This is a genomic window from Vibrio sp. Of14-4 (assembly GCF_022347625.1).
Classification (GTDB): Bacteria; Pseudomonadota; Gammaproteobacteria; order Enterobacterales; family Vibrionaceae; genus Vibrio; species Vibrio pristinus.
The window spans coordinates 109,923-135,378 of sequence record NZ_JAKRGI010000002.1 but is presented as its reverse complement, the minus strand read 5'-3'; the positions used below and the strand labels follow the sequence as shown (position 1 = coordinate 135,378).

General features: G+C 44.2%; 26 protein-coding genes. 24 read left to right on the top strand and 2 right to left on the bottom strand.

Translation table 11 applies throughout. From position 1 onward, the window contains the following. Window positions 1-15 precede the first annotated feature (15 nt). The 19 genes from MHN79_RS20970 (at window position 16) to MHN79_RS02785 (ending at window position 19,246) form a co-directional block, all read left to right on the top strand. On the top strand, window positions 16-2,586 hold the full coding sequence (locus MHN79_RS20970) for a DUF1566 domain-containing protein (RefSeq protein ID WP_239171637.1): 2,571 nt from the start codon (window positions 16-18) through the stop codon (window positions 2,584-2,586). Window positions 2,587-2,625: 39 nt separating this feature from the next. After that, complete coding sequence (locus tag MHN79_RS02870) at window positions 2,626-2,808, top strand: Flp family type IVb pilin (protein WP_239171636.1); 183 nt, start codon at window positions 2,626-2,628, stop codon at window positions 2,806-2,808. A gap of 21 nt (window positions 2,809-2,829) precedes the next feature. Continuing rightward, window positions 2,830-3,669, top strand: a complete 840-nt coding sequence (gene cpaB / locus MHN79_RS02865) for a Flp pilus assembly protein CpaB (RefSeq protein WP_239171635.1) — start codon at window positions 2,830-2,832, stop codon at window positions 3,667-3,669. Window positions 3,670-3,687: 18 nt separating this feature from the next. Beyond that, on the top strand, window positions 3,688-5,094 hold the full coding sequence (locus tag MHN79_RS02860; protein WP_239171634.1) for a type II and III secretion system protein family protein: 1,407 nt from the start codon (window positions 3,688-3,690) through the stop codon (window positions 5,092-5,094). A gap of 7 nt (window positions 5,095-5,101) precedes the next feature. After that, window positions 5,102-5,728, top strand: a complete 627-nt coding sequence (locus MHN79_RS02855; RefSeq protein ID WP_239171633.1) for a CpaD family pilus assembly lipoprotein — start codon at window positions 5,102-5,104, stop codon at window positions 5,726-5,728. Continuing rightward, entirely contained in the window at window positions 5,725-6,891 is a 1,167-nt protein-coding gene (locus MHN79_RS02850; RefSeq protein WP_239171632.1) for a P-loop NTPase, read from the top strand. The genes MHN79_RS02855 and MHN79_RS02850 overlap by 4 nt, the downstream gene beginning before the upstream one ends. Beyond that, window positions 6,891-8,216 carry a CpaF family protein gene (locus MHN79_RS02845; RefSeq protein WP_239171631.1) on the top strand — a complete coding sequence of 442 codons (1,326 nt, stop codon included), beginning with the start codon at window positions 6,891-6,893 and terminating at the stop codon, window positions 8,214-8,216. The genes MHN79_RS02850 and MHN79_RS02845 overlap by 1 nt, the downstream gene beginning before the upstream one ends. After that, entirely contained in the window at window positions 8,216-9,121 is a 906-nt protein-coding gene (locus MHN79_RS02840; protein WP_239171784.1) for a type II secretion system F family protein, read from the top strand. The genes MHN79_RS02845 and MHN79_RS02840 overlap by 1 nt, the downstream gene beginning before the upstream one ends. Beyond that, the gene (locus MHN79_RS02835) at window positions 9,118-9,972 is read left to right on the top strand and encodes a type II secretion system F family protein (protein WP_239171630.1); all 855 of its coding nucleotides are present in this window, start codon (window positions 9,118-9,120) and stop codon (window positions 9,970-9,972) included. Before MHN79_RS02840 ends, MHN79_RS02835 begins: the two co-directional genes overlap by 4 nt. Beyond that, window positions 9,969-10,697 carry a tetratricopeptide repeat protein gene (locus MHN79_RS02830; RefSeq protein WP_239171629.1) on the top strand — a complete coding sequence of 243 codons (729 nt, stop codon included), beginning with the start codon at window positions 9,969-9,971 and terminating at the stop codon, window positions 10,695-10,697. The genes MHN79_RS02835 and MHN79_RS02830 overlap by 4 nt, the downstream gene beginning before the upstream one ends. Next, window positions 10,697-11,131 carry a TadE family protein gene (locus MHN79_RS02825; protein ID WP_239171628.1) on the top strand — a complete coding sequence of 145 codons (435 nt, stop codon included), beginning with the start codon at window positions 10,697-10,699 and terminating at the stop codon, window positions 11,129-11,131. Before MHN79_RS02830 ends, MHN79_RS02825 begins: the two co-directional genes overlap by 1 nt. Continuing rightward, a complete protein-coding gene (gene tadF / locus MHN79_RS02820; protein WP_239171627.1) occupies window positions 11,121-11,690 on the top strand; it encodes a tight adherence pilus pseudopilin TadF in 570 nt (189 codons plus the stop codon). The genes MHN79_RS02825 and tadF overlap by 11 nt, the downstream gene beginning before the upstream one ends. Next, window positions 11,683-12,876, top strand: a complete 1,194-nt coding sequence (locus tag MHN79_RS02815; RefSeq protein ID WP_239171626.1) for a VWA domain-containing protein — start codon at window positions 11,683-11,685, stop codon at window positions 12,874-12,876. The genes tadF and MHN79_RS02815 overlap by 8 nt, the downstream gene beginning before the upstream one ends. Window positions 12,877-12,901: 25 nt before the next feature. Beyond that, window positions 12,902-13,366, top strand: coding sequence for a TlpA disulfide reductase family protein (locus tag MHN79_RS02810; RefSeq protein ID WP_239171625.1), 465 nt, complete (start codon window positions 12,902-12,904; stop codon window positions 13,364-13,366). Beyond that, complete coding sequence (locus tag MHN79_RS02805; RefSeq protein ID WP_239171624.1) at window positions 13,363-13,836, top strand: DUF4266 domain-containing protein; 474 nt, start codon at window positions 13,363-13,365, stop codon at window positions 13,834-13,836. The genes MHN79_RS02810 and MHN79_RS02805 overlap by 4 nt, the downstream gene beginning before the upstream one ends. Window positions 13,837-13,855: 19 nt before the next feature. Then, a complete protein-coding gene (locus tag MHN79_RS02800; protein WP_239171623.1) occupies window positions 13,856-15,079 on the top strand; it encodes a DUF3570 domain-containing protein in 1,224 nt (407 codons plus the stop codon). Continuing rightward, window positions 15,069-15,953: an FAD:protein FMN transferase gene (locus MHN79_RS02795; protein ID WP_239171622.1), complete on the top strand. Its 885-nt coding sequence runs from the start codon at window positions 15,069-15,071 to the stop codon at window positions 15,951-15,953. The genes MHN79_RS02800 and MHN79_RS02795 overlap by 11 nt, the downstream gene beginning before the upstream one ends. Then, window positions 15,947-17,689: a protein-disulfide reductase DsbD gene (gene dsbD / locus MHN79_RS02790; protein WP_239171621.1), complete on the top strand. Its 1,743-nt coding sequence runs from the start codon at window positions 15,947-15,949 to the stop codon at window positions 17,687-17,689. Before MHN79_RS02795 ends, dsbD begins: the two co-directional genes overlap by 7 nt. Window positions 17,690-17,809: 120 nt before the next feature. Next, the gene (locus MHN79_RS02785; RefSeq protein ID WP_239171620.1) at window positions 17,810-19,246 is read left to right on the top strand and encodes a coniferyl aldehyde dehydrogenase; all 1,437 of its coding nucleotides are present in this window, start codon (window positions 17,810-17,812) and stop codon (window positions 19,244-19,246) included. On the opposite strand, the gene MHN79_RS02780 is transcribed toward MHN79_RS02785, so the two are convergent. Further along, complete coding sequence (locus tag MHN79_RS02780; RefSeq protein ID WP_239171619.1) at window positions 19,243-19,695, bottom strand: hypothetical protein; 453 nt, start codon at window positions 19,693-19,695, stop codon at window positions 19,243-19,245. The two genes, MHN79_RS02785 and MHN79_RS02780, sit on opposite strands and share 4 nt — an antisense overlap. A gap of 171 nt (window positions 19,696-19,866) precedes the next feature. Here MHN79_RS02780 and MHN79_RS02775 point away from each other — a divergent pair, with 171 nt between their 5' ends. From MHN79_RS02775 to pstB, 5 genes are all read left to right on the top strand, one after another. Beyond that, window positions 19,867-20,298 (top strand): MarR family transcriptional regulator, encoded by a 432-nt coding sequence (locus MHN79_RS02775; RefSeq protein ID WP_239171618.1) that lies wholly within the window; start codon window positions 19,867-19,869, stop codon window positions 20,296-20,298. A 241-nt stretch (window positions 20,299-20,539) separates the two neighbouring features. Next, window positions 20,540-21,361 (top strand): phosphate ABC transporter substrate-binding protein, encoded by an 822-nt coding sequence (locus MHN79_RS02770; protein ID WP_239171617.1) that lies wholly within the window; start codon window positions 20,540-20,542, stop codon window positions 21,359-21,361. A gap of 91 nt (window positions 21,362-21,452) precedes the next feature. Then, complete coding sequence (pstC, locus tag MHN79_RS02765) at window positions 21,453-22,385, top strand: phosphate ABC transporter permease subunit PstC (protein ID WP_239171616.1); 933 nt, start codon at window positions 21,453-21,455, stop codon at window positions 22,383-22,385. Between the two features lie 21 nt (window positions 22,386-22,406). Next, window positions 22,407-23,270, top strand: coding sequence for a phosphate ABC transporter permease PstA (gene pstA, locus MHN79_RS02760; RefSeq protein WP_160928727.1), 864 nt, complete (start codon window positions 22,407-22,409; stop codon window positions 23,268-23,270). Between the two features lie 46 nt (window positions 23,271-23,316). Beyond that, entirely contained in the window at window positions 23,317-24,066 is a 750-nt protein-coding gene (pstB, locus tag MHN79_RS02755; RefSeq protein WP_239171615.1) for a phosphate ABC transporter ATP-binding protein PstB, read from the top strand. Between the two features lie 57 nt (window positions 24,067-24,123). Here pstB and MHN79_RS02750 read toward each other — a convergent pair whose 3' ends face one another. Further along, complete coding sequence (locus MHN79_RS02750; RefSeq protein ID WP_239171614.1) at window positions 24,124-25,272, bottom strand: CyaA/EF/ExoY family adenylyl cyclase toxin; 1,149 nt, start codon at window positions 25,270-25,272, stop codon at window positions 24,124-24,126. Window positions 25,273-25,456 lie beyond the last annotated feature (184 nt).

Below are 25,456 nucleotides of genomic sequence, written 5' to 3'. Positions count from 1 at the left end.
TAGGAGTAATTGGCCGTGAAAATAGTCGCTCAAACCTTTGGTATTATGGCCTGTGCGGCTTTTATTGCTGGATGTGGAGGAGGCAATGAGTCGGATCCTAAGCTTGACGCTACTAACCTTGCCGCTAACACGACGACAGATAATGTCTCTTCTAATAATAATCCCAAATTCCCAGCACCAGAAAAAATGGACATTCTATCGACGTCAGATGATAACCCTATCTACGGGAATATGATTTCTTGGGACGACCTCAGTGTGAGTATTTGGAACTCTCCAGTCACATTCGATCAACCCGAGCACTATGAATATACCACTGATGGTGGAAGTACTTGGCAGACGGTAGTTTCCAAACCTCAGTTTATTGGCCCACAAGCATACGCAAAAAATAAGGTTGGTATACGCGTAAAACAAAATGCTCTTGAAGGCATGCCAACTCCGGCTAGCGAGACTCTTTTTGCCACTAGCACCAGTCGAGGTGAGTTTGTAGCACTGCAATTTGTTCCTATGGATAATATAAACAAAGTGATTACCTTTGGAGATAAGGGCTGGGACTACACGCGAGCGAACTGCGTTGCAGAATATAATCCAGATGGATCTGGTGAGCCTATTTTTTGGGCCAAGAGCCAAAGTTACAACCGGCAAACGTTCGATGAGCTGAGTGATAAAGTGTCTGCAATGAATGCTTGTAATATTAAGGGGTCGCGACTTATCGAGGTTGATGCAGCGAAAAGGTTACGCAGTCGTACAGTTGATGAAAAAGTCAGAAGCTTTGTAATCAATAGCTTTTCAGGCCCTCTAGTCGCCAAGCGAAATGGTACTCTTGTTTCTATCAAAGAATCAGGTGAAGGCGATATTAGTCCCGATCTCTCTCACCAATGGTTTGCTGTATGGTCTTTGCCTGCTGGTGCTCAGCTAGTCGATGAGATTGATGGTGCCCAGATTACTCAGAAACTTCGATTAAGTGAACAAGCTGCTCGTTTACAACAAGCTCGTGATGCCGTGGTGAACCTTCTAAGCTTGTTAGATGATACCGAAGTTGATTACACCAGACTCAGTGCTGACAACGCCCAGTATCAAACTCTATTAAGCAGCGCCTTGGCATCATGGCAAGATATCTATTCTGGGCACCAACCCGCGATCACTTTTTTTGTTCAGCGAGCGCTCTTAGCAAAAAATCGTAGCGACAGCAAAAGCCAAGAGTTTGTGTTAAAGGTGGACAACTATGTTAGTGACTGGCGTGAATATGAGTATAACGTTTTAGTCGCAGCAGCTTTACTCAAAGAGCTGCAAGCGGTTGATAGTCTGGCTAAGCTTCATCAGCAAAACTCTATTATTGCCAGTAGTATAGCTGCACTGGATGGGACACAGGACGGTAAAAAACAGCAGATTGGCGCTAATCGTCTCCACAAGGCCTTTTTTACTTCTCAGCAATTAAGGGCTGAGCTAACGGCTTGGCTCGAGAGTCTACCAAACCTAAAAAGTAGTGGTGCCTTGGCGCTGATAGATAAATACGATTTGTTAAGTCACTACGACAAGGAAAATATAGAGCAACTTATTGTAGCGGCACGAGAAAGAGCACAAAACTCAGGGGCGGTTGTCTCGCAATTTCAAGCCATTATTGTTGATGCAGCCGGTAAACAGTATGCCAAGTTGGACAAAGCAGGGCTGTATTTAGCCCAAAATTCCACTTACGAGCAAGGTTGGCGCTGCGTATTAGAACTTGGCTCAGGCGATAGAAGACGAATTTGGATGTTACTGCCCAAGGTTGAAGCAAACACACTTGACTATTTCGCGTATCAAGGCAGCAGTGATGAAAGCAAAAATGTGTTAGGCCCCAAAGGGTATATTTCAAATGTCAACCAAGAGGCACTTTGCGGAGTCAGTGATTGGAGAGTGCCCACTATACTTCAGTTACAAAGCTTGGCCTCTAGATATGTTAAATACTCAGAATATTCTAGTGATAAAGGTCTTAGCATCGACACTGATGTATTTGTTAATCATCCGCACAATCAGCCGGTTTATTATTGGTCTGCTAAGCCAGGCAAAGAGGGTGAACAAACAGCGTATGTTTATGCATCAACAAGTAACAGCGAGGAATCTAAGTCCTTTCCTGCTAACAACATGGCGGCTCTAGTGCGTCTTGTGAGTGAAAACACTTTACCTAATCAATGGCAATATTTGGATGTAAGTGGTGGGTTGGTGGAAAACCGCGCAGAGGCAAGCTGCGCAAAAAATCTAATGACTGGCCATGTTTGGCAACTGTTTGATAAGCGCGGAGACACACGATGGGTTGATTATGAGGACCTCACAGAAAATCTAGACGCTCAAACATCAGAGCAAGTTTGTGGCTTGTCGAATTGGCGTCTTCCCAGCGTTAGTGAGTTAGGTAATCTAATTCCTGTTGAGCAGAATGTATTGATTTACAACGATGTAAAAGATCCATTCGGCACTCTTATCCGCGAACAATACTTCACTGATTTTTCTACACAAAGTACACGTAGTTATTTTGATTTCGTTCTCGGAGAGGTTAAACAAGTATCGTTACTTAATGATAGATACCTATACCGTTTTATCGCAACACCTTAAGTCTAAATGAGACTGAACAGCATTTTCAGGAGTTTATTAATGTTACGTAATACAAAGCAACGTGGGGCAGCAGCGATTGAATACGCAATTTTAGCTGCGGCCATGTCTGTGCTTCTACTCTCATTTGTGGGTGGCAGTGATGGCAAGCTAACAAGAGCAATTGTAGGCGCCTATGACACTGTGATTGAGTCACTCGAACAGACTCAAGACTCAGGCAATTAAAAAGACAAACAAGGACAAGTCATGACAGCGAAGCGATTGATGTTGGTGTCTATCTTATTGTCAGGGATAGGGATAGGATTGCTGCTTTTAAACTCACCCAAGCCACAGTCACCGGAGGTTAACCAAGCTGCAGCGGTGTTTAAGCGAGTTCTGGTTTCAAATAAAAATATTGAAGCAGGGGATGTATATAGCGCCACCATGTTTCGTTGGCAGGCAGTGCCCCAAAATGAGTTGGACGATTATTTAGATTACATTACAGAAGATGAGCTTGAGTCTGCTCACCTTTCCGCTGGGATTGCGCATATTGCGATTGAGAAAGGTCAGGTGATAAGTTCTGCGGATTTAACGCCACCTAGAGGCGGTGTATCACTGGCACTAAAAGTCAGGTCAGGCTATCGAGCCATATCCGTGCCTGTTGATCAAGTCACGGCCAACTCAGGCTTTGTTCAACCGGGAGATAAAGTTGACGTGTTACTATTGGCGTCAAAGCTTAGCGAATTGAAAAAGTATGACAATCAAGTTGAAGGCTTATATGTCAGCACGATTGCGCATAATGTGCGTATCCTTGCTTTCAACAACTTGTCATCATCAGAAGGGTTTCAAGAGCAGCGCCGAGACTACGGCGCCAAAATACCCGACAATAGTTCAGTCTCACTCGAAGTTACGCCAGAGCAAGCAACACAAATTGTTTTAGCCAATCAACTTGGTCGGCTTACTTTGTCTTTGCGCGGTGCTGGAGAGCCGAACTTGACGGAACCCGTTAATTCCATGATTACTTCGACGCAGCTTAACCCACAAAGCAAAATAATCGCGCCAGATGTGGATTTGATTGAGCTTCGTCCAAATAACAAAAATAACTAACAATTTCAGGAACAACCAATGACTACATTACTGCGCTGGTGGGGCTTGTTATTGCTTCCTAGCTTGTTTTTCACATGCTCTTCTTGGGCGTCGGCGCTTGAAGTAAACATAAATGAAGCGCAAATGGTACGTTTGCCCCAAAAGGCAAAATCAATTTTTATCTCTAACACGCATATTGCTGACTATCAGCCAATGACAAATACCAAATTAATGGTATTTGGTAAGCAGGCTGGCACGGCGACAATGACCATTTTGAACGATAAAGAGCAGGTAATATACAGCAATAAGATTCGTGTTGTTCATGACACTCAAGAGTTAGATAGCCTGATTAAAACTCAGTTTCCTGAGGCCTCAGTCAAGACTGAATCTTTGGGTGGAAAGTTATGGCTTAAAGGCTCAGTACCAAGTCCAGCTATGGCACATAGCATAGTTAATGTGGCGAAAGGTTATCTTTCTCCTATCACCGCGTCCCAAGGCACAAATGATAATGATTCTTCTCAATCTGATAGTTCATCAACGCAGCAAGCCGAGCCAAGCTCTGAGAACAATGATGAACTGATCAACCAGCTACTTGTCACCATGCCAACCCAAGTCAATATACGTGTTCGAATTGCAGAAGTTTCTCGTAATGTCTCAAATACATTAGGCATTAAATGGGGATCACTAATGGGGGAAGGGAGTAGCGCTGAGAATGTGATTGGCAGTTTTATGTACAACAAACCATCTGGTGTCAGCAGTTGGACTAAACCTAACTTTAGTGCCTTAGTTGATGCCTTGGCATCGACGGGTGATATGTCGATTCTCGCAGAGCCTAACCTATCGGCAATTTCGGGTGAAGAAGCGAGTTTTCTTGTCGGGGGAGAAGTGCCAATTCCTTTGATTCAAGGCGATACTGCAAAGGTTGAATACCGTCCTTTTGGCGTTAATCTTAACTTCAAACCTATAGTGCTTGGCCCTGATCGAATCAGTCTAAAAGTTGAGCCGGAAGTGAGCAGTGTCTCGGTGGACAACCAAGCCGTATTTAATGGTAATGTGCTGCCCTCTTTCACTTCGCGTAGGGCTTCAACCACGATAGAGCTGGCGAGCGGACAAAGCTTTGCTCTTGGTGGTTTGTTACAAAGTAGTGAAATCGATCAGTTACAAAAAGTGCCAGGAATAGGGGATATTCCAATCTTAGGTACTCTATTTCGCTCTAACCAATATCAGCGTCGAGAGACAGAGCTGATCATCATTGCGACGGCTTATCTGGTTGAGCCTACCCGCGCTAATAACTTTGCTTTACCAACGGATACTTTGATACCCCAGAGTGACCTAGAAAGGTTATTAGCACTACCAAGTAAAAAGAATGCAGCGGCCGGCGGTGATGCAACTTATACCGACAACCGCAAACCGCGTTTGTTAGGTGATAATGGATTTTACTACTGAGGTGAAGATGAGACTAAATCTGTTTGTTTTGCCGGTTTTATTGGTACTGGGTGGCTGCGTGCATGACCGTATTGCTAAACAACCTGCCATTGATGTTGTTGCTGTCACCAATAAGCTGACTCTTACACTTGATAGCAATGAGCTATCTACCGAGCAGATCCTGAAAGTTGAAGACTTTATTGCTAAACGCGGTAATCCCTATGGTTTGCGTGTCAAGCTGGTTAGTGGCTCAACTAAGGGACGTGATCAATTAGAGAAAATACATCAAGTTTTACTAGCTCGCGGCATTAGTGAAAGCAAAATAATTAGTGAGGACGCAAGCCCATCTCAGCAAGGTGATATTCAGCTTATTGTTGAATCATTTCGCGCCAAGGTGGCAAATTGCGGAGCGAGCAAAATGCAGCCAGTAGTATTTAACCAATATCAATCTCATCAGGCTTATGGCTGCACTAATGCGGCTGCTCTTGCTCAAATGGTTGCCAATCCGAAAGAATTGATTGTGGGAGAGCGTTTGGGGCCAGCCAATGGCGAAAAGGTAGTCGCTGCTATCGATGCTTATATCAGCCCTTCGGCGACCAATGGTAGCAGCCAAAACTTGGATTCTAGTGTCGGTATTACAGCAGGTAACCAATGATGAAAGTCGATAACTTTTCCGTATTAGTCGCGGCCTCTCCTTCCCTTGATACTTATCACTTAAGTTTGGCGTTTGCTGAGCGTGGGATAACCCAACTGACTCAAGTTGCTTTAGACAGAGAACTACTCATCAAGCAAGCCTTATCTGACAGTCATGATGTGATAGCCCTAGATGTAATGGGTATGTCTATAGAAGAGGCGCGTGGCTGGGTGAGTGATATGAATCGTCGTACGGGCTGCAAAGTGATTGCCATCGGTGATGATCAGACTATCCCTTACTATCGCGCTATTTGTGAAGCAGGGGCGATTGAATATCTGGTTAACCCTGTGCTTGAACATGGCTTAGTGGCGGTGGATTTTCATGACCAGCAGGAAACTCAGTCAATGGGCAGTCGTATTTCTGTGGTTGGTTGTAAAGGTGGGGTCGGGACTTCGACCGTTGTCGCCAGTTTAGCTCGAATCTTGAGTGAGAGGCGGCAGTCAGTGATGGTCGCTGACCTTGATTTTTCAGCAGGCGATCTGGATTTACATTTTGATGTACAAGGCAATGCAGCATTGGTCGAAATGCTGCAATATCCTGAGCGTCTCGAACCTGTGGTATTTGAGCGAAGCAGCATAAATGTAGAGACAAATCTGTCGCTCCTAACTGGTTATCTGCCGTTGGATAGCGATCCATTTTGGCCTGAAAAACAAGCGCTTGAGCATTTTAGTAAGTTTTGTTTACAGCACACAGACAGTCTAATTTTTGATATCCCGGCGTTTTCACTGAGAGATCAAGTAGGCATGAGCGCATTAAAGAGCTCTGATGTGCGTATTTTAGTCATAGAACCCAGTTTGGCAGCGATTCGTAATGCTGGACAGATATTAAGTATTTTATCTTCCGGGGAGCAAGCGGCTTTCAATAGAAAGAACTTATTGGTGGTCAATCATACTAAATCTGATAAAGCGTCATTATTAACATTAAACGATATTCATCGTACTTTGGGCGCTGAAATTGATGTCTCGATTCCTTTTGCTCCCTTACATTTTTTAAACAAAAGCGCGCTTGGTCAGTCTGCTGTCAAGGGCCACCGGAAAGTCAGCCGAGCGTTTTGTTTGTTAGCTGATAAAGTGATGGGCGTTGAAAGCCCGAGATCATTTCAGTTTTGGAAGAGGGGCGCTTAATGTTTAAGTCTTCTCGACTCATTGACACCCCTAGTCATACTCAGCTAGGTACGTCTCACTCCGATCCCATTCGTGATCATTACCAGCTTATCCACTCTAAGGTGGTGAATACGATAGAAGCGAGTGCGGTTGTAAAACTGAGCTCGAATGAGTTGGAGGCAAGAATTCTTGCCTTGGTTACCGATGTGGTGGCCACTCACCAACTGCCGCTCGGTCATCGTGAAGTTACTAAGGTTGTTCAGCAATTGGTCGATGAGTTACTGGGTTTAGGACCTCTTCAACCTTTGATCGACGATCCCAGCGTAAGTGACATCATGGTTAATGGACCTAATGAGGTGTATGTCGAGAAGCTGGGTAGATTGCATAAAACCGCCATCGAATTTCGCTCGGAAGAACAATTACTTAACATGGCGAGGCGAATTGTCAGTAAAGTTGGACGTCGTATTGATGAAAGTTCTCCTTTGGTTGATGCTCGCTTGGAAGATGGCAGCCGTGTCAATGTGATGATCCCTCCGCTAGCGCTCGATGGAACGTGCATTTCTATACGTAAGTTCAATCATGAAAAATTGTCTTTAAGCCAAATGGTACAAAATGATGCTTTGAGTGAAGGGATGATGCATTTGCTTGATGTCATTGTTCGTTGCCGATTGAATGTACTCATCGCTGGAGGGACGGGGGCGGGTAAAACTACATTGCTCAATGCGATGTCATTTAGCATACCTCCTCATGAACGTATTATTACTATTGAAGATGCGGCGGAGCTTAAACTCCAGCAACCTCATGTGGTGCGTGCAGAAACGCGCTCTGAAAACGCCGAAGGATTGGCTGCAATCACTCAAAGAGAACTGGTTAGGAATGCATTAAGAATGCGTCCTGATCGCATCATACTTGGAGAAGTAAGGGGTGAAGAAGCCTTTGAAATGATGCAGGCGATGAATACTGGTCATGACGGCTCTTTGTCCACTTTGCACGCCAATTCACCTGCCGATGCACTAGTCAGAGTTGAAAACATGCTTATGATGGCGCAATCGACCTTACCTTTATTTGCCCTGCGTCGTCAAATTGCCGATACGATAGATATCGTTATACAAGTTGATAGGATGCGTGATGGAAAGCGGCGCATTGTCGCAATAACCGAAGTGGTTGGCATCGAAAGCGATCAATATATCACTCAAGATTTGTATCATTTTGATACTCACGGTGAAGATCACCAAGGCAAGATTTTAGGTGAATATGTCAGTGCTCGGCGCCTTCCTTCCTTTGTTGCTAAAGCACAGCACTATCAACTTGATTCTCAGCTGCGCGCCGCAATGAGGCTTGCATGATGAGCATAATCTTGTTCACGATTTGGTGCTTAGGCAGTCTGCTGGTTTTGAAACACTATTGGCAGCGTCGTCGATGCGTCAAACTGCGGTTAGTACGATATATTGCTCAGCCCAAGCCTATAGCGAAAGCTATCGTTAAACCGCGATACTCAGCAGGGCCAGTTGGAGGGTTTTGGCGCCGGACTCAAGCACTATTGCCGCGTCAAGATAAGCTTTTTCTGGCTTTAGCAGCTTGCATACTGCCGTTTTTGATTTCTTGGTGGCTACCACCGCAACATTGGTACTGGCAAGCTTTATTAGTTATATCTTGTGTGATTGGGCTGTTTGGCGTTTTGTTTGCCTTGCGCCGCAGGCAGCAGGTCGAAGAGTTTGAGAAAGCGATTGTACAGGTCTTGGGTTTAGTGAGCCGAGCGGTTTCTGCTGGGTTGTCTGTTCAGCAGGCGTTAGAGCAGGTTGCGAAAACTCAAGAGGGGGTACTAGGTAGAGAATTTTCTCGCATCAACGATAACTTATCTCTTGGTATTCCGCTGCGCCAAGCTTTGGATGAGGCATGTACTCGTTTGCCCTATAACACTTTTCGGTACTTTACTGTCGCGTTAGTACTCAATCAAAGTAATGGCGGACAATTGAGGGATATCTTGCACAACCTGAGCAGAACGCTGCATGACAATCGTGCGATGCGAAAGAAGGTTGCCAGCATGACCTCAGAGCCTAGGATGACGGCGAAGTTTTTGTCGTTTCTGCCAGTTTTTCTGGTATTGGCGGTTGCTTGGATTGATCCATCTTTGCTCGAATTACTCATCTACAGTGAGAGTGGCCAGTGGGTGCTTATTTATTGTGGCCTCAGCATAGCGCTAGGTGGGTTGACGCTGCATTCGCTCACAAAAAATAGGAAGTTCTCATGATCACCATGATAGCAACTGTTTTGATTATTACTGGTGTCTTTAGTTCCTTGATGTGTTTTAGGCTCGCGCGCCAGCAAGACTTGGTTCAGCGCCGCCTCAATCAGGTGAGCTCTGTGTCTCTTGCCGCTAACTCACAAAGGATTAAATGGCGTTGGAAGTCCAATCCTGAGCGTCGTAAAGCGTTGGCGTTAATCGGGTTTAATCACGACTTAGCTGAAACACTGTTTGTATTGTTTCGGCTTTCTATCATGGTCGTGGGCGCATTGCTGTGGTTTGCTCTGAGAGATCTAACAGGGTCTATGGTAGATGTTGCTCAGTGTGTCACCATTTCTATATTACTCGGCATTCTGGTCGATCGCTTATTAACACTATGGGTGGACAGGATTCGTTGCCAAGTCGCCAGAGTGGTGCCTGATGCACTCGATCTTATGGTTGTATGTGTTGCATCTGGCTTGACGCTTGAGAGAGCATTTCGAGTTGTGGGCGAAGAAATGGCAGACGTTTCGTCCGCGCTTTCTCGTCAATGGTGTCAGACGGCGACAGAAATGGCTGTACTTGATTCGCCCATACAGGCACTCACTAATCTAGATCAAAGACTGGAACTTTCCGATATCAACAATATGGTGGTAACCATGTGTCAAGCACTGAAGTTTGGTACACCACTTTCGCAGGCTTTGAGCTTAATAGCAGCAGATAGCCGCCATTATCAGTTGCTTGAACTCGAAGAATGGGCAGGTAAGATCCCAGCAAAAATGTCTTTTCCTCTTGTCGTTTTGATCATGCTTCCTGTAGTGGTCATGATCGTTGCCCCAGTTGTCCTGAGCCTATTTGATACCTTGGAGAGATTATGAGCCGGTTGTTTATCCTCATATGGGTTGGAATCTTTGCTGTGGGTTGTCAGTCGACAAAAAACCAGCCTAGCGCCCAAGATTTGCAGCTTGCACAAACCGCATTAACTAATGGCCATCCAGATAATGCTTTAGAAATATACAAGCAAAAGCTTAAGCAAAATCCCAATGATGCTCAGCTGCTCTTTTTGGCTGGTAATGCTTGTAATCAAGCCGCTCGATACGATGAAGCGCTGCATTATCTGACAAAAGGCAGTGCACTGGCACCGTCTTCAGAGTTTGATCGTGAATTAGGCCGAGCACATCTTGCTATTGGTAATATCCAACTCGCTGAAAGTAAACTGTTTGATGCTGTAGAGACAAATAAAATGGACGACGTAGCATTAAATAGTTTGGGTGTGGCTTACTCACTACAAAAAGACTACATAAAGGCTCGTGATGCGTTTAAAAGTGCGATAAACATCCGGCCTGATAGCATGGAGTATCGAAATAACCTAGCGTTAGGTTGGCTCTTAGACGGTCGCCCAGAACAAAGCATTCAAATCTTATATCCTATTTACAGCCGAGGGGAAGCAACAAGTAAGATGCGATTGAATCTCGCTTTATCTTATGCGTCTAGCGGTAAACTTGATGCGGCTAAGACTATTGCCTCCGCAGAGCTCAGCCGGTCTGAACTCGAGAGTACGCTTTTTTATTACCAGACTCTTGCGAAACAAGGAATTCATTAATGATGTTTCGTCGCAACAAAGGCAGTCAGACAATAGAGTTTGCGTTGATAATATTGCCGCTGATGATGCTTGTGTTAGTTGGCTTTGAGCTGGTTCGGCTTATGTGGGTGACTATGGTTTTTGAATCTGCGGTATCGTCAGCGATTCGTGATGCCCGTACAATGATACCTTCGCCTACCGTCGCAGAAAAAATGCGCGAGCATATTGCTCAGTTTCCTTTATTGAGTTTGGATAATATTCAAGTTGATGCTCCTAGCTATGCCGATAGTGTGGCGTCTTTAGCATCAGGTCAGTTGGTCAGCTCGCCTCAGGCTATGCTTGCCCAATATCGTATTAACTATCAATTCCGGTTTTTGTTGGCTCCCAAATTTTCAGAGTCTTTGCCATCGGTGACCAACTTAAACCGCACTGTGTTGGTGAGCTATGACGCGTAAGGCGCACAGGCAATGCGGCTCTGCTGTTATCGAGTTCCCTGCAATGGTTCTAGGGTTTTTGGTGATCGTTCTGGGTTTGTTCGCGGTGTACAAAATCTTGTATCTACAAACTCGCTTAGACAGTACGGCCTATTCTTTGGTCAGCGCAGCATCACGAGCGCTAGTGCCAAATGGGCAAATCACGCCTTACTACTCGGATAGTGCTGACCACCTAATGGTTTTGGCGAAACCCTCCTTACCGGCTGATTTGGATTTAAGCCGCGTAGGTTTGATATTGGAAATGCGCTTTTCTTCAGGGAATGAGACCCAAATCATCACCCAACGCTCAGGCAACGATTGTCAGGGTGAAAAGCAGATTGAATCACTTGCTTCTCTTGCTCCCAAAAGTCAGAGAATGATTGCGTCTCTTCAAGGAAAGACGGCTGACCTTTACCAAGTCACTTTGTGTGTGTCTAAACCTTTAGAATCTGTGGACTCGATTTTTGAGTGGTTAGATTTGCCGTTGCCTACAAAGCTTCAAAGTCAAGCTGCGGTGATTGGGAGAAAGTACAGTGCGTAATCGGGTGCTTGGTTCTGTTTCTTTGTCTTTTCTTGCTCTGTTAGTACCTTTGATAGCATTAGCACTGACTACCATTATGGTTGGGTTTAATATTCAGCTCCACAATCGTGCGATGCAAGCAGCCGATACGGTGGCATTAGCTTGTGCATTTAGTGCCACCTCTGAAGCTGATCTTTCTCAGGCTTACTTAGACTATTACCAACCTAAAATACGTGGGGTGAATGGTGAGTATCTGTCTGGTACGGACTGTGAGATTAGCGTCAGTTATCATCTTGATAGTCCCTTTTCTCTATTGGGCATAGGTCAGGGCTCTAACGCTGCCGAGTCTCGAGCAATGGAGCATACCTACGTTCACCATGTAGCAAAAGTGACGCCTACAGAAATGGCGCTAGTACTGGATATTTCTAGTTCCATGGTCGACTCCATTCAAACTCTAAAAAACATACTTACCCGAGCGGTTAACCGCATTGAACATAACAATGTCCAGCTTGCTGGCCGCAGAGCCGTGAGTATTTCAATTGTCCCTTTTTCTGATGGTGTGTCGGTGATTAATCCCGCATGGGCGAATGTCACGGGAGTACAATGTGCTAATGGGATAAGCAAGGATGAAAACGATAAGTTTTCTGCTGAAAAGACAGTGGCTAACATAGATACGGTTCATTCGGAAAATAAAGTCGAACTAAAGGTACAAGATGATTTCTATGCTGGTTGCAGCGGCTCTTCACCTGTTATGCCACTGACCGACAATATGAGAGAGGTCAAGCAAGCCATTGAAAATTTGCAAACTACAGGTGGAACAAGTTCATTTCAAGGATTGATTTGGGGCGCTAGACAGCTCATACCCAAGTGGCGTCAAGAGTGGAATTATCGCCCGTACGCTACTCATCCAACACAAAGGTTAATTTTGATGACAGATGGTGTCGACGGCAGTTCAGCGTTGGATGAGCTTATCTCCGCAGGAATTTGTGATCGCTTGGCAAATGAGTTCGGTATTCAGCTGAACTTTATAGGCTTTAATATCCCTGATTATCGACTGGAGCAGTTTAGCCGCTGTGTTGATGCTGCACTCAATATCGAATTGAAAGGTCAAGTTTTGTCGGCAACCAATACTCAGGAACTGGATGAGTATTTTTCAAAAGTATTGTATGTCGACTATGACACGACTCTTAACTTTGGGCAGAAATAAGTTCAGAAAACATAAGGATATAAAAATGGTTAAGTTATTGGCTATGGTGCTCGTTATATGTACCCCTTTTACCACGTTTGCATTTCAAGAAGGGGAGACACTGACAGAAAGTGCTTCGAATGAATTAAAGTTGGATCCTAATCGACTGACTATTGTCGATTTCTTTGCTGAATGGTGTGTGTCTTGTAGCTATGAATTGCCAGTCGTTAATAAGTTATATGGAGAGATATCTGATACAGGCGTTACTTTTGTGGGTGTTGACGTTGATGAGGATATTGAAGTCGGGCTCGAATTTCAAAAGTCTCTTGGGCTTAATTTTCCTGTGGTCAACGATCCAAAGCAGCAGCTAATCGCACAATTTAAGCCTGTAGGGATGCCAGCTCTGTATTACGTATACCAAGGGCAAGTAGTGAAAGTTCGTTTTGGCGCGATCACGGATATTCGCAGCGTTATTTTAGATGACTTGGCCCAAATGGGAGTTCAGTTATGAGGCTAAGCATAGTGATATCAACTCTTTTGCTTACTCCAGTTGTGTTTGGCGCAACGCCCAAAATCGATTTGAGTCATTTGGGTAAAAAAAGCACTGTGGAGAATGAGCCTTCAGTGCAGCAAAAGACGGTTGAAGAAGAGGTTATTTCAACTCAGGTATATACCAGTGGCCGCTCTGAAGTCGGAGTTCGGCGCAATATTGAATTGGTGAAACCAAAGGCAGAGAACTTAAATTTACCTAAATTGACACCCAAGGCAGAGACCAATGACACCTCCGCCTTGGCTTTTGTCGATGAAGCGCTTGGTATTGAGGCGGTCAAACCCTGGCAAAAAGGGACACTTGCTAAAAAAGAAATGAAGCCAGGTGGGCCTGTACCTGAATTCGATTTGTTTTCTGAAAAAGTCTTTTCGTACAAACAAGGATCAGTGGGTGGCAGTGGCGTCGGTGGCGGCGGTTGCGGTTGTAACTAGATTATCAAACTAATTAACAATGAAGAAATTACCTATTACTCTGCTTGGTGCAGCGGCTGTGGCCAATAACGTAATGGCTGAAGATCATATTTCAGTACACTACCTAAATTACCAAGAATACGATGACAAAGTGAAAGCTGGTGACAGTATTGTTTCGATTGAAAAAAGCATTGGTTTGGATTGGACAATGAACCTTGAACTGGGTTATGACACTGTCTCTGGGGCATCGCCATCATGGGGGCCAACAACACCGATCGCGAGTGTGGCGGATAAAAATAATCGAGCACTCAAAACTCAGCAAGCACAGGGGATGACAGACCAAGTTATACGTGCAGGTTATGATCCAAACAGCAGTAACTACAAAGTGCAAAAGTACGAACTAGAAGACACTCGTCAATCAATTAATGGCAGTGTCACTTATCGAGATGAGCAGCGCAATGAATGGACTTTTGGTGGTAACTATTCCACCGAAGAAGACTATCGAAGTCTTGGTGTGAATGCCAAAGGGTTAATATATGCTGACTCCCAAAAGAACCGGTCATACAGTTTGGGTATGTCAGCTTTGTTTGATGAGACCATGGCATTTGGTAAGTATGAAACTACGGGAAACTCGCAAGCTTGGGAAGATATATTTACTGCCAATTTAGAAGCTGGATTATCGCAAACTTTTACGCCTAATTATTATATGATTTTAACAGCTTATGCCGGATATCGCTCCGGATATCTGAGTAACCACTACTTGACCGTACTGCGGGAAGTGGATATTGATGGCAATGGTAGTATAGGCTCTGATGAAGTCTTTCTGGGGCAAGACTCGCGTCCAGATAAGCGCGTGTCTGGTGGTGTAAATATTCAAGCTTTCTGGTCCCTGTCTGAGTCCATTGTGCTGCGTCCGCGTTACAAGTTTTTCAACGACGACTGGGGCGTTAGCTCGCACCAGATTGGGGGTAAATTTTCTTGGCAGCTAAATAGTTGGTTAACACTAGCACCTGGATATTTTTGGTACACACAATCGGCGGCTGATTTTTACCGTGACCCTGATGGAAGTGATCCAACTTTTGCATCAACAGGATATGCGACATCGGATTTGCGTTTGGGAGATTTTACCGCTAACTCGTATGAACTTGGTGCGAGCGTAAAGCTGCATAAAACGCTACGCTTGAATCTTTTGGGTGCTTATTATGAGCAATCCAATGGCTTTGAAGCCCAGTGGTGGGCGGTTGGAGCAACCTATGAATTCTAATCTTCCTTTTATACATAGGTTTCAAGCCATGACAGTGGTGTGTGAAGTCCAGATATATGGCACTGCTGATGCGAAAAGTGTCGCGGCGATGATCGAATCCAATACCCGGCGATTAGAAGAAAAATATAACTTTTATTCACAGTCATCATGGCTTAACCAAGTTGTTAATCAGCGTAAAACCTCTACCGTAACCTTGGATGATGAAAGCTACACAGTGTTTGAAGTCGTTAGACGTTTAGTCGATGGAACCAAAGGGATCTTTGATCCAACGGTTGGGACAGTTAAGTCGCTAATCAATAAAACCCCCGAACTGGATAAGTTTACGGCTTATGATAGTGCTAAACACTTTATGGGGCCTCAAGCTTGGTCTTTAGCAGAACATACGCTTACTGTCCCAGCATTAGAGACTCAGTTTGATCTTGGTGGGGTGATTAAGGAATTTGCCGTTGATCAAGCAATTAATATCGCTCAGTCACTGGGTGTATCATCAGCATTGGTAAATTTTGGCGGAGACATTAGAGCCTTGGGTCAAAAGCCAGATGGCTCTGCGTTTAATGTGGCGGTGAGAAACCCAAAGAATAAAAGTGAGCCGTGGTTCTCTTTGCCATTAGTCAATGCGGCGCTAACCACTTCGGCTCATTATGAGCGGAGCTTCCAATTTGCCGATCAGCAAAGCTCGCATATTTTATCTCAATGCGGAACACACCCTAAAGTACTCTCAGTCAGTGTATTGGCTCCGACAGCCCTTGAGGCCGGGGCATTGAGTACTGCACTCACTATCGATCCCAAACTAGAAGTACCAAGCGACGTTGGGGTCGTATTTATTGACGATCAATTATCCATCCATCAGGACACGGGGTTTGTCGCATGCTAAGGACGTTTATTCTTGCTCTTTTCATCTACTTTCCTTGGATCTCTTTGGCGCAGGAACAAGAGTTTCTGCCTGTTGATGAAGCCTTTCCTTATCAATGGTCTGTGACAGAGCAAGGGGTACAGATCCATTTTGCTATCCAGCCGCAATATTATCTCTATAAAGGTAGATTTAAGTTCTCTTCCAATAGCAAAGTGTTGCTCAGCGAACCTCAGTTTTCGTATGCGGGCAAACCTAAGCAAGATAAGTATTTTGGTGATGTGGTTGTCTTCAATCAACCTGTTACGGTACTTATTCCATACAGTGGTGAAGGGCAAATTAAAGTCCGCTATCAAGGTTGCTCTGAACAAGGTTTATGTTATTTACCCCAAACAATAACCTTGGATTTGCCGTCTCGCTTGTCTAGTTCTCCACCTGATTTGAGTTGGAAAAATATCAGTGGTTTAGCAGAAAATACCACAGGATTATCTGAGCTGTTGGTCCACATGCCCAAAGCACAAGCCTTGCTGATTTTCTTTTTACTCGGTCTTGGCCTTTCCCTTACCCCCTGCGTTTTACCTATGGTGCCAATCCTTTCGAGTATTATCGGCGGTGATGCTAAGATGACTGGCAAGAAAGGGCTGTTGCTGTCAACTTCCTATGTGTTTGGTATGGCTTCAAGCTATGCGTTGACAGGTATTTTGGTGACCACCTTAGCCAAAGGGGTCAACCTTCAAGCGGCCATGCAGCAGCCATGGTTATTGTCTCTGTTCGCTATCGTATTTGTTCTCCTCGCATTAGCCATGTTTGGTTTTTATGAGCTACAGCTGCCATCGACATTGCAGCAAAAACTGACGTCTCGCTCAGGTAACATAGGTGGAGGAAAAATTGCTGGTGTTTTTGCCATGGGCGCTTTATCTGCTTTGGTCGTGTCACCTTGTGTGAGTGCGCCACTAGCAGGCGCTTTGTTGTACGTGTCGACCACACAAGACTGGGTGCTAGGTGGTGTGACCTTATTTGTTATGGCATTAGGCATGGGGGTACCACTGATTTTAATTGGGATGAGTGGGGGTAAGTTGTTGCCTAAATCCGGGCCTTGGATGGTCGCCATCAAACAACTATTTGGTATTTTGTTACTTGCTGTGGCGATTGTTTTGGTCAGTCGATTTGCGCCGTCATGGCTTGTTATGCTGTTATGGGCACTACTTGCCATTGGTAGTGGTATTCATTTTGGGGCTTTGGACTCTGCCAAGCCTGGTTGGGCGAGAACGAGAAAGCTAGCCGCATTTATGTCTTTGTTTTACGGCCTGATAGTTTTTGTGGGTATGTTACTTGGCTCACACGATCCTCTTAAACCTTTGAGCCTTGTCTCTGCACCAACCAAACAAGGACAAACGTCTTTATTGCCTTTTGTAAAAGTGGATTCTGTACGCGCATTAGATCAAAGCCTAGCTTTAGCGAAGCAGCAAAACCAGCGAGTAATGTTGGATCTGTACGCGGACTGGTGCGTGTCGTGTAAGGTCATTGAAAGCGAAGTGTTTACTGATCGAATGGTACTTTCTAAGTTTTCTGACTGGAAGACAATAAAGTTTGACGTCACTGAGAGTACTCCTGAACAGATGGCTTGGTTAGCAGATCGAAACGTATTTGGCCCTCCGGCAGTCTTCTTTTATGATACCAGTGGATCAGAAATTGCTCCACAGAGAGTGGTCGGCACTATCGGACTTGAGCATTTTAAGTCGGTCATAGCTAAGCTGTAATACGGCTAAAGTACATAGATTCTTATGACTTGATTAGAATTGTGTTTTTGGTCACTGCGCCGTGCAATGTGGGCATACTATAGTTATCGGACATAAGGGGCAATTGGGTAATATAACCAGATGGAAGGCGTTGTTGATTTTAGTCGCTGGCAAAAAGAGCATGTCCGCACTCAAGAAGAGCTTTACCAACTCTATGCGGAAGTAAAAACATATTATCAAAACGAGCCTTTTTCGACCCATAGCGCCCGTATAGAGAGGCTCAAGTCTCTTAAACGGGCGTTGGTTGAAAACCAAGATGCTCTTATCGATGCATTAAGTCTAGATTATGGTTCAAGAACTCGTTTCGATAGCCTAGTTTGTGATTTACTCCCAGCAATAATGCACATTAATTACACCATTAAGCATCTCAAAAAGTGGATGAGATCGAGTCGGAGAAAATCTGGTTTATTTCTATTTCCATCTTCGGTGAGAGTCGAGTATCAGCCTCTTGGTGTGGTGGGGGTGATCGTCCCATGGAATTTTCCAATTGTTTTGAGCATTGCTCCAATTGTTACCGCCATTGCAGCGGGCAATCGTGTTATGGTTAAGTTTAGCGAGCATACTCCTCACACCAATCTTGTATTAAGTAATGTCTTTACCAGTGTGGAGGGGCATATTTATCCAGTTGAGGGTGAAGCTGATATCTCAAGCTATTTTTCTAAGCTGCCTTTCGATCATCTTATTTTCACTGGCTCAACTCAGGTCGGGAAATTGGTTGCTCAAGCTGCGGCGCACAACCTGACTCCCGTTACCTTAGAGCTGGGGGGGAAATCACCAGTCATCATAGATAATGACATCGATTTAAGATCTGCCGTGGATGCGGTATTACTTGGTAAATCGATTAATTCAGGGCAAATTTGCGTCTCACCAGATTACGTACTCCTACCTAAAGGAAAAGAACAGACATTTGTTGATCTGTATCTTAAACGCTACCAAGAGCTGTATTTGCAAAACAAGGATACGACTCAGATCACACACATCATCAACTCAACTCAATATCAGCGGCTTAGCAGCATGTTAGAGGATGCTCGCGATAGAGGCGCTGATGTACACACAATTGCAAATATTGACTTGGAAGAAGGTCAAATGCTGCCTCACCTTGTTACGGGTGTCACAGAACACATGCAAGTAATGCAGCAAGAGATCTTCGGCCCTATCTTGCCTGTGATTGGCTATAGCCACCTCTATGAAGCACTGAGCTACATTAATTTTAACCCCAGACCTCTTGCTCTGTATTTGATGTCAACCGATAAAGTTCTGCAACGCCAAGTCATAGAGCAAACACACAGTGGCGGTATTGCTATTAATGACTCATTACTGCAGGTTGCCATTGAAGATGCTCCTTTTGGAGGCATTGGAGCATCAGGTATTGGTCAATACCATGGGAAAGAGGGCTTTTTGACCTTTTCCAAAGCAAAAACGGTTCTTTATACACCAGCTTGGTTACCAAGAAGTGCCATGTTACTGAGATTTAGAAACATGGCTGAAAAGATCCTCAATTGGTTGTTTATTCGCTAATCGGAAGCGGCCGTTTTTCCTTTGAGTGACCTCCATTTGGTCACAGCAACTATTGTCATAAGCACGATCAATAGGAGGTTGATACTCCCAGATATCGCTTCAACAAATAGGGCATTGTCTAAGGCGGTGAGATCACCTAGATTGAGGTACTTTATGGAATCTTCAATGGCTGGCAGTATAAAGAAATGAGTATTGAACATGATCAATAAAAAGCCGAATATTTTGGCTCTCTTCCAACCTTGAAAAGACTTTTTACTAAGCATAATGCCACTAAATCCGACTATCCATAGGGCTGGAATCGTCAAATACTGAGTACCAGTTAAGACAACGTCTCTGCTAAAGCTTAAGTTGTTTTCCCCACTGAGAATACCAACCAAAATATAACTAATAATGGTCCCTAGAAATATAGATAATGCGATTACATGGACTATTTTAAATATACTTTTCATTGTTTTACCTTTTTTATATAAGCCCTAATAATTTACACTGCAATTGTTGCGCGAGCAACAATTGCAGTGTAAATTTTCTGCGTTGGCTTTCATCTACTGCGGTTTGATGATGCGAGGAGTTAGGACATGAGTTAACATGGATTGTGTTGTTTAATCGAATAGTCAATCGTTGTGAGTGAAGAATTTAATAGAGAGGAAAGCTTTGGCTGGTTGGTTAATGCCATGGCTCACTATATGTCTAAATCCCTAGACGTTGAATTAAGAAAGCATGGTTTGAGTATTGCTCTGTGGCCTACTTTGATGTGTTTGTGGGAGCAAGAAGGTGTTACGCAAAGAGAAATAGCGAAAAAGTCAAAGGTAGAAAGTTCAACGACTACTCGAACGATAGATAAGTTAGAAAAACTTGGCTTAGTCCAAAGGCAAGTTGATCCAAATAGCCGTAGATCTTTTCGTATCTATTTAACGGATAAAGGGCGAGCCCTGCAAAAGGAAATTACGCCAATTCCACTGTCGGTTAACCATCATATTTTGAGTGCCTTAGACTTATCCGAGCAAAAAGAGATGATACGCTTACTACAAAAATTAGTGGTTAATATTGAGTGATGACGTCTGGGTCATTGTGTTGTGATAGGCCCAGAAATTGTCTGCTATGAAGTATTTTCTATATCTATCAAAAGTTTTCATCTGTTGCATAGTGTTTTTGAGTATCAATAGAAAACTCAAAATAAAATTACCTTGTCATAGAGGCTTCAACGAAGTGAAACACAACTGTCACAATTGAGTCCTAAAGTTAGCATCGATCATGTGAAACAAAGTGGCAATGATGCCAACTAAGGAAATTGTGATGAAAAAGACAGTTATCGGTGCAATAGCACTTCTAGGTGCAATGGCAGTGACTTCCGTTTCTGCTAAGGAAACGATCTCTGCGGTAGGCTCTAGTAGCGTAACGCCACTGATGGAAGTTTTCTCAGAAACATACATGAAAACACACTCGAACGTGTTTATTGAAGTGCAAGGCCCAGGTTCATCAGCCGGTGTCAAAGCAGCAAAAAATGGCTCGGCAGATCTTGGCATGTCATCTCGCAACTTAAAAGCATCAGAAAAGGAACCTGAGCTTAAAGAGATGAAAGTTGCCATTGATGGGATAGCGGTTGTGGTTAACCCTAAAAACAAGCTGCAAGCTTTAACTGCTGATCAAGTTAGCGCTATTTACAAAGGCGAAGTAACTAACTGGAAACAGGTTGGTGGTGAAGACAAGCCTATCGTTACTATTACTCGAGACACGGCTTCTGGTACACGCGGCGCGTTTGAAGACATCATGAAGCTTACCAAAAAAATCTCTGGTACCAAGGTGTCGGCCATTTCACAGCGCGCGCAAGTGGCGAATGGCAATGGCGCACTGAAAACTATGGTTGCTTCAAACCCTTACGCTATTGGTTACATCTCTCTGGGCACTGTTGACAACTCAGTCCATGCTTTGCCAATTGATGGTGTAGAAGCTAATGTCGATAATGTGAAAAATGGCTCTTACAAAGTAGCTCGTCCATTCTTGGTATTGTACAAAGAAGGCAAGCCTTCAGCTGAAACTCAGCAATTCCTAGACTGGATGCACTCTCCTGAAGCTCAATCTCTGGTTGAGAGTAATGGCTACATCTCAGTTCACTAATTATATTGATATTTTTATTGCTCAGCCTGCTTTGGGCTGAGCTTTTGCTTTACTTCGAGCAAATTTAGTTTGTAAGAAGGGTATGACGATTATGACCATTGCAACAAATAGTGACGAGTTTATGAATACTCAAGCGACTCAGTTACCCAAGCCACGTTTGCGCACTAAACGTCGCGTTGATGTGAAAGAGCGTATCTTTCATGGCTTATTTCTCACTAGTGCCGTGATTGGCATTGTATCTCTGGCGGTTATTGCCTACTTCATTGTTCAAGAATCTATTCCTGCTTTTGAGGAAGCTGGTGTCTCTGGCATTGTTCTTGGACAAGACTGGTTGCCCCCAGCACTTTATGGTGTGGCGACTATGATTGTCGCCTCTGTAGTTTCAACGTTTGGCGCTGTACTAGTCGGCGTCCCTGTGGGTGTTTTGACCGCTATTTTTATCGCTGAAATTGCCCCAAAACGCCTTGCAGATGTTATCCGTCCTGCGGTAGAACTATTAGCAGGGATCCCATCGGTTGTGTACGGATTCTTTGGCCTTGTCATCATAGTACCTTTAATTCAAGATATTTTTGAGGTGCCAGCTGGGAATACCATCTTGGCAGGGATTATTGTTCTTGGCGTGATGATTCTTCCGACCGTTATTACTGTTTCTGAAACATCAATTCGCGCTGTGCCTCATACCTATAAAGAAGGCTCGTTGGCGCTTGGCGCTTCAAAAATATTCACGATTTTTAAATTGCTTGTTCCCGCAGCGCGTTCAGGGATCATGACGGGTGTTATTTTGGGAATTGGCCGTGCGCTTGGCGAGACAATGGCCATCATTATGGTGATGGGTAATGCGCCTGCTATGCCGCAAGGTATTTTAGATTCAGCGCGCACTTTGACCGCTAATATCGCGATTGAAATGTCATATGCGAGCGGTGTGCATGCCAACGCTTTATATGCGACTGGCGTAGTGCTTCTGGTATTTATCATGATGCTAAATGCTGCACTGCTTTATCTCAATCGTGAAAAAGCCAAATAAGCGGACGAGGAAGTAATCATTATGGATCGCACGGCATTAAAACAACATCGCCAGTTTAAAGATAATATTCTAAACGCTTTAATCTGGACTGCTGCGGCATTGACCGTTGGATTTTTATTCTGGATCATCTGGTACATATTATCCAACGGGCTCCAACACGTAGATTGGAACTTTATTACCGACAACTACACTCGTACAGGTGAAGAGCATGGCATCTTCCCTATGATTGTCTCCACGCTTTATATGGTTATCGCTTCGATTGCGGTTGCCGCTCCCATTGGGATCATGACGGCGATTTATCTAACCGAATATGCCAAGGTAGGTAGTAAGCTGGTTAAAGTGATTCGTTTTTGTACCGAGTCTCTCGCAGGCATACCTTCTATTATCTTTGGTTTGTTTGGCATGACTTTCTTTGTCGCTATTCTCGGGCTGGGCTTTTCGATTCTTTCCGGTGCTTTGACCTTAAGCATTTTGATATTGCCGGTAATTATTCGTACCACAGAAGAAGCTTTGATGGCGGTGCCTCAGACCTATCGAGAAGGCTCGTACGGCCTAGGCGCTTCCAAGATTTATACCATTTGGCGACTTATTCTGCCAAGCGCTATGCCGGGGATCATCACCTCTGTTATTTTGAGTATTGGCCGAGTGATTGGTGAATCTGCACCGGTATTTTTGACCGCAGGCATGGTAGCTCGCATACCTGACTCGCTTCTTGATTCAGGTCGAACGCTTACTGTTCACTTATATAAGCTCACTACAGAGTTATTTACTATTGAAGAGTGGAATCAAGCATACGGTACAGCGACAGTGCTGATTGTGGTGGTTCTTGTGATCAACATGATCACTAAGCTCATTGCGCGCCGATTTAACACGGCGAACTATTAGGCAACAGAGCGTTAAAGACCCATTTTAGATTTAAGAGATAAAGATCATGAACAAATTTGATATCGAAAATTTAGACCTGTTTTATGGTGACAATCAGGCACTCAAGTCGATTAATTTACCGATTCCTGTTCGCCAAGTAACCGCATTAATTGGACCATCTGGTTGTGGGAAGTCAACCTTACTTCGTTGTCTCAACCGCATGAACGACCTGATCGAAGGTGTGAAAATCACAGGTAAGCTGGATATGGATGGCGATGATATTTACGGCAATATCGATGTGGCAGATCTGAGGATAAAAGTCGGCATGGTATTCCAAAAACCAAACCCATTCCCAATGAGTATCTATGAGAATGTAGCTTATGGCCTTAGAGCTCAGGGCATCAAGGACAAAAAACATATTGATCAGGTTGTTGAGCGCTCATTGCGCGGCGCCGCTTTGTGGGATGAGGTAAAAGACCGCCTAAAGTCGCATGCGTTTGGCTTATCCGGTGGCCAGCAGCAGCGCTTATGTATTGCTCGTACCATTGCAATGGAGCCAGATGTTATTTTGATGGACGAGCCAACTTCGGCGCTTGACCCTATTGCGACCCACAAGATCGAAGAGCTGATGGAAGAGTTGAAAAAGAACTACACCATAGTGATTGTGACTCACTCAATGCAGCAGGCGCGCCGAATTTCAGATCGTACCGCTTTCTTCTTAATGGGTGAGCTGGTGGAGCATGACTCTACTCAGGTTATTTTCAGTCAGCCTAAAGATGATCGTACTAAGGGCTACGTAAATGGTGACTTTGGCTAAGTTTTAGACTCATAAGATTATCACTATAACAAAAAAGCGATGGTCTCTTGCCCCTCATTATGAGGGGCTTTTTTGTGGGTGGCTATAGTTTTCAGGAGGAGAGAGTACTTCTGGCTTAGATAACTCAGTTTCTTGAATATTGGTGTCCCACTGATAATTTCTTAGTGGTGAGGCACTGCTGCTATTAACTTGACCAGTTTGGCTCCAGAGTCGATTGGGATAGAAGATATAGCCAAGTTTGAGCATGTCCTTGGCTAGCGTTTGTAACTCTTGCTGGTTGTTCGCGCCAACCACTTGTTCCCACGGGGTAAAAGCAGTAATAGGATAATCTAACTCGGTGACAGGGTTATCGACTTCACAGCCATGATGAATCACATGACTCGCGCCGGCCTTCTGATTGATTTCCTGTTTCACCTCTTGAGTAAGATGTGAAATTTTGCCTAGGTCAGCATCAACTATTCTACGTTCTTTCTGGGCAAGTGCGCTTTGCACTAGTTTTACCACGGGCTTAAGCCGCGTTGGTTTTTCTGAACTAAATTGGCTTAGGTGTGGTGCAACACAAAACAGATCATAGTCTGCAGTTAAGGGGACACTATTTGACGGCTCTGCCAATACCATGAGTGGTTCTATTTTTTGTCTTTTAGTCATTACCCAGTAGCCCTTTTTAAGGTGTGGCATCACTTTAAACATGGGCAAAATATCCGCATGATACTGACGATGGAAATGTGTATACTCGCTAACAGGCATGCGTTCATTAGGATAAAGAATAAAATCTTGGTGAGGCTTTCCATGACTTGTGACTTTAATGTAACCCTCACTTTTCGATATCACATGAAGCATTTGTTGTTTGATGAGGGACTGTAATCTTTCACCAGAGATCAGCAAAGGTACTGCTTTTGCGTAGTCGTCACGTATAGACTCGGTGACTTTGAGGTTGAACTTCTCTATCTCTTCCTGGCCTTTGTGAACCAATTTACTAAAGGATTGATCGCAACATATAAAGCCAGCTTGTGGGCCCCAATCCGAGGACTTGCCTTTTACATGCAAATCTTTGGTTGCGTAACCTTCTTCAATGAGAGCAGTAGAGAGAGGGTTTACAGGACGAATCATGATAATACAGTCGTGTCGCTTAGCTGTATTTATAATAATATTTTTGTGGGCAGGAACGATTCCCGATTGTTGAACCGCAGAGTCACCGAAATACATAATCGTTAAAATAGTGATGGATGATACAGGTCAATATATCCAACGAGGTGGCTATGAGCTTGGCAATTTCGCCCAATACTCATGTAATTTTAAACCAATGAAGAATGGTTAGGCTTTGCTGCTCGAGTGAAGCAGTCAATACTGCATGTGATTTTGCAGATACAAAAAAGCCCCGATATTCGGG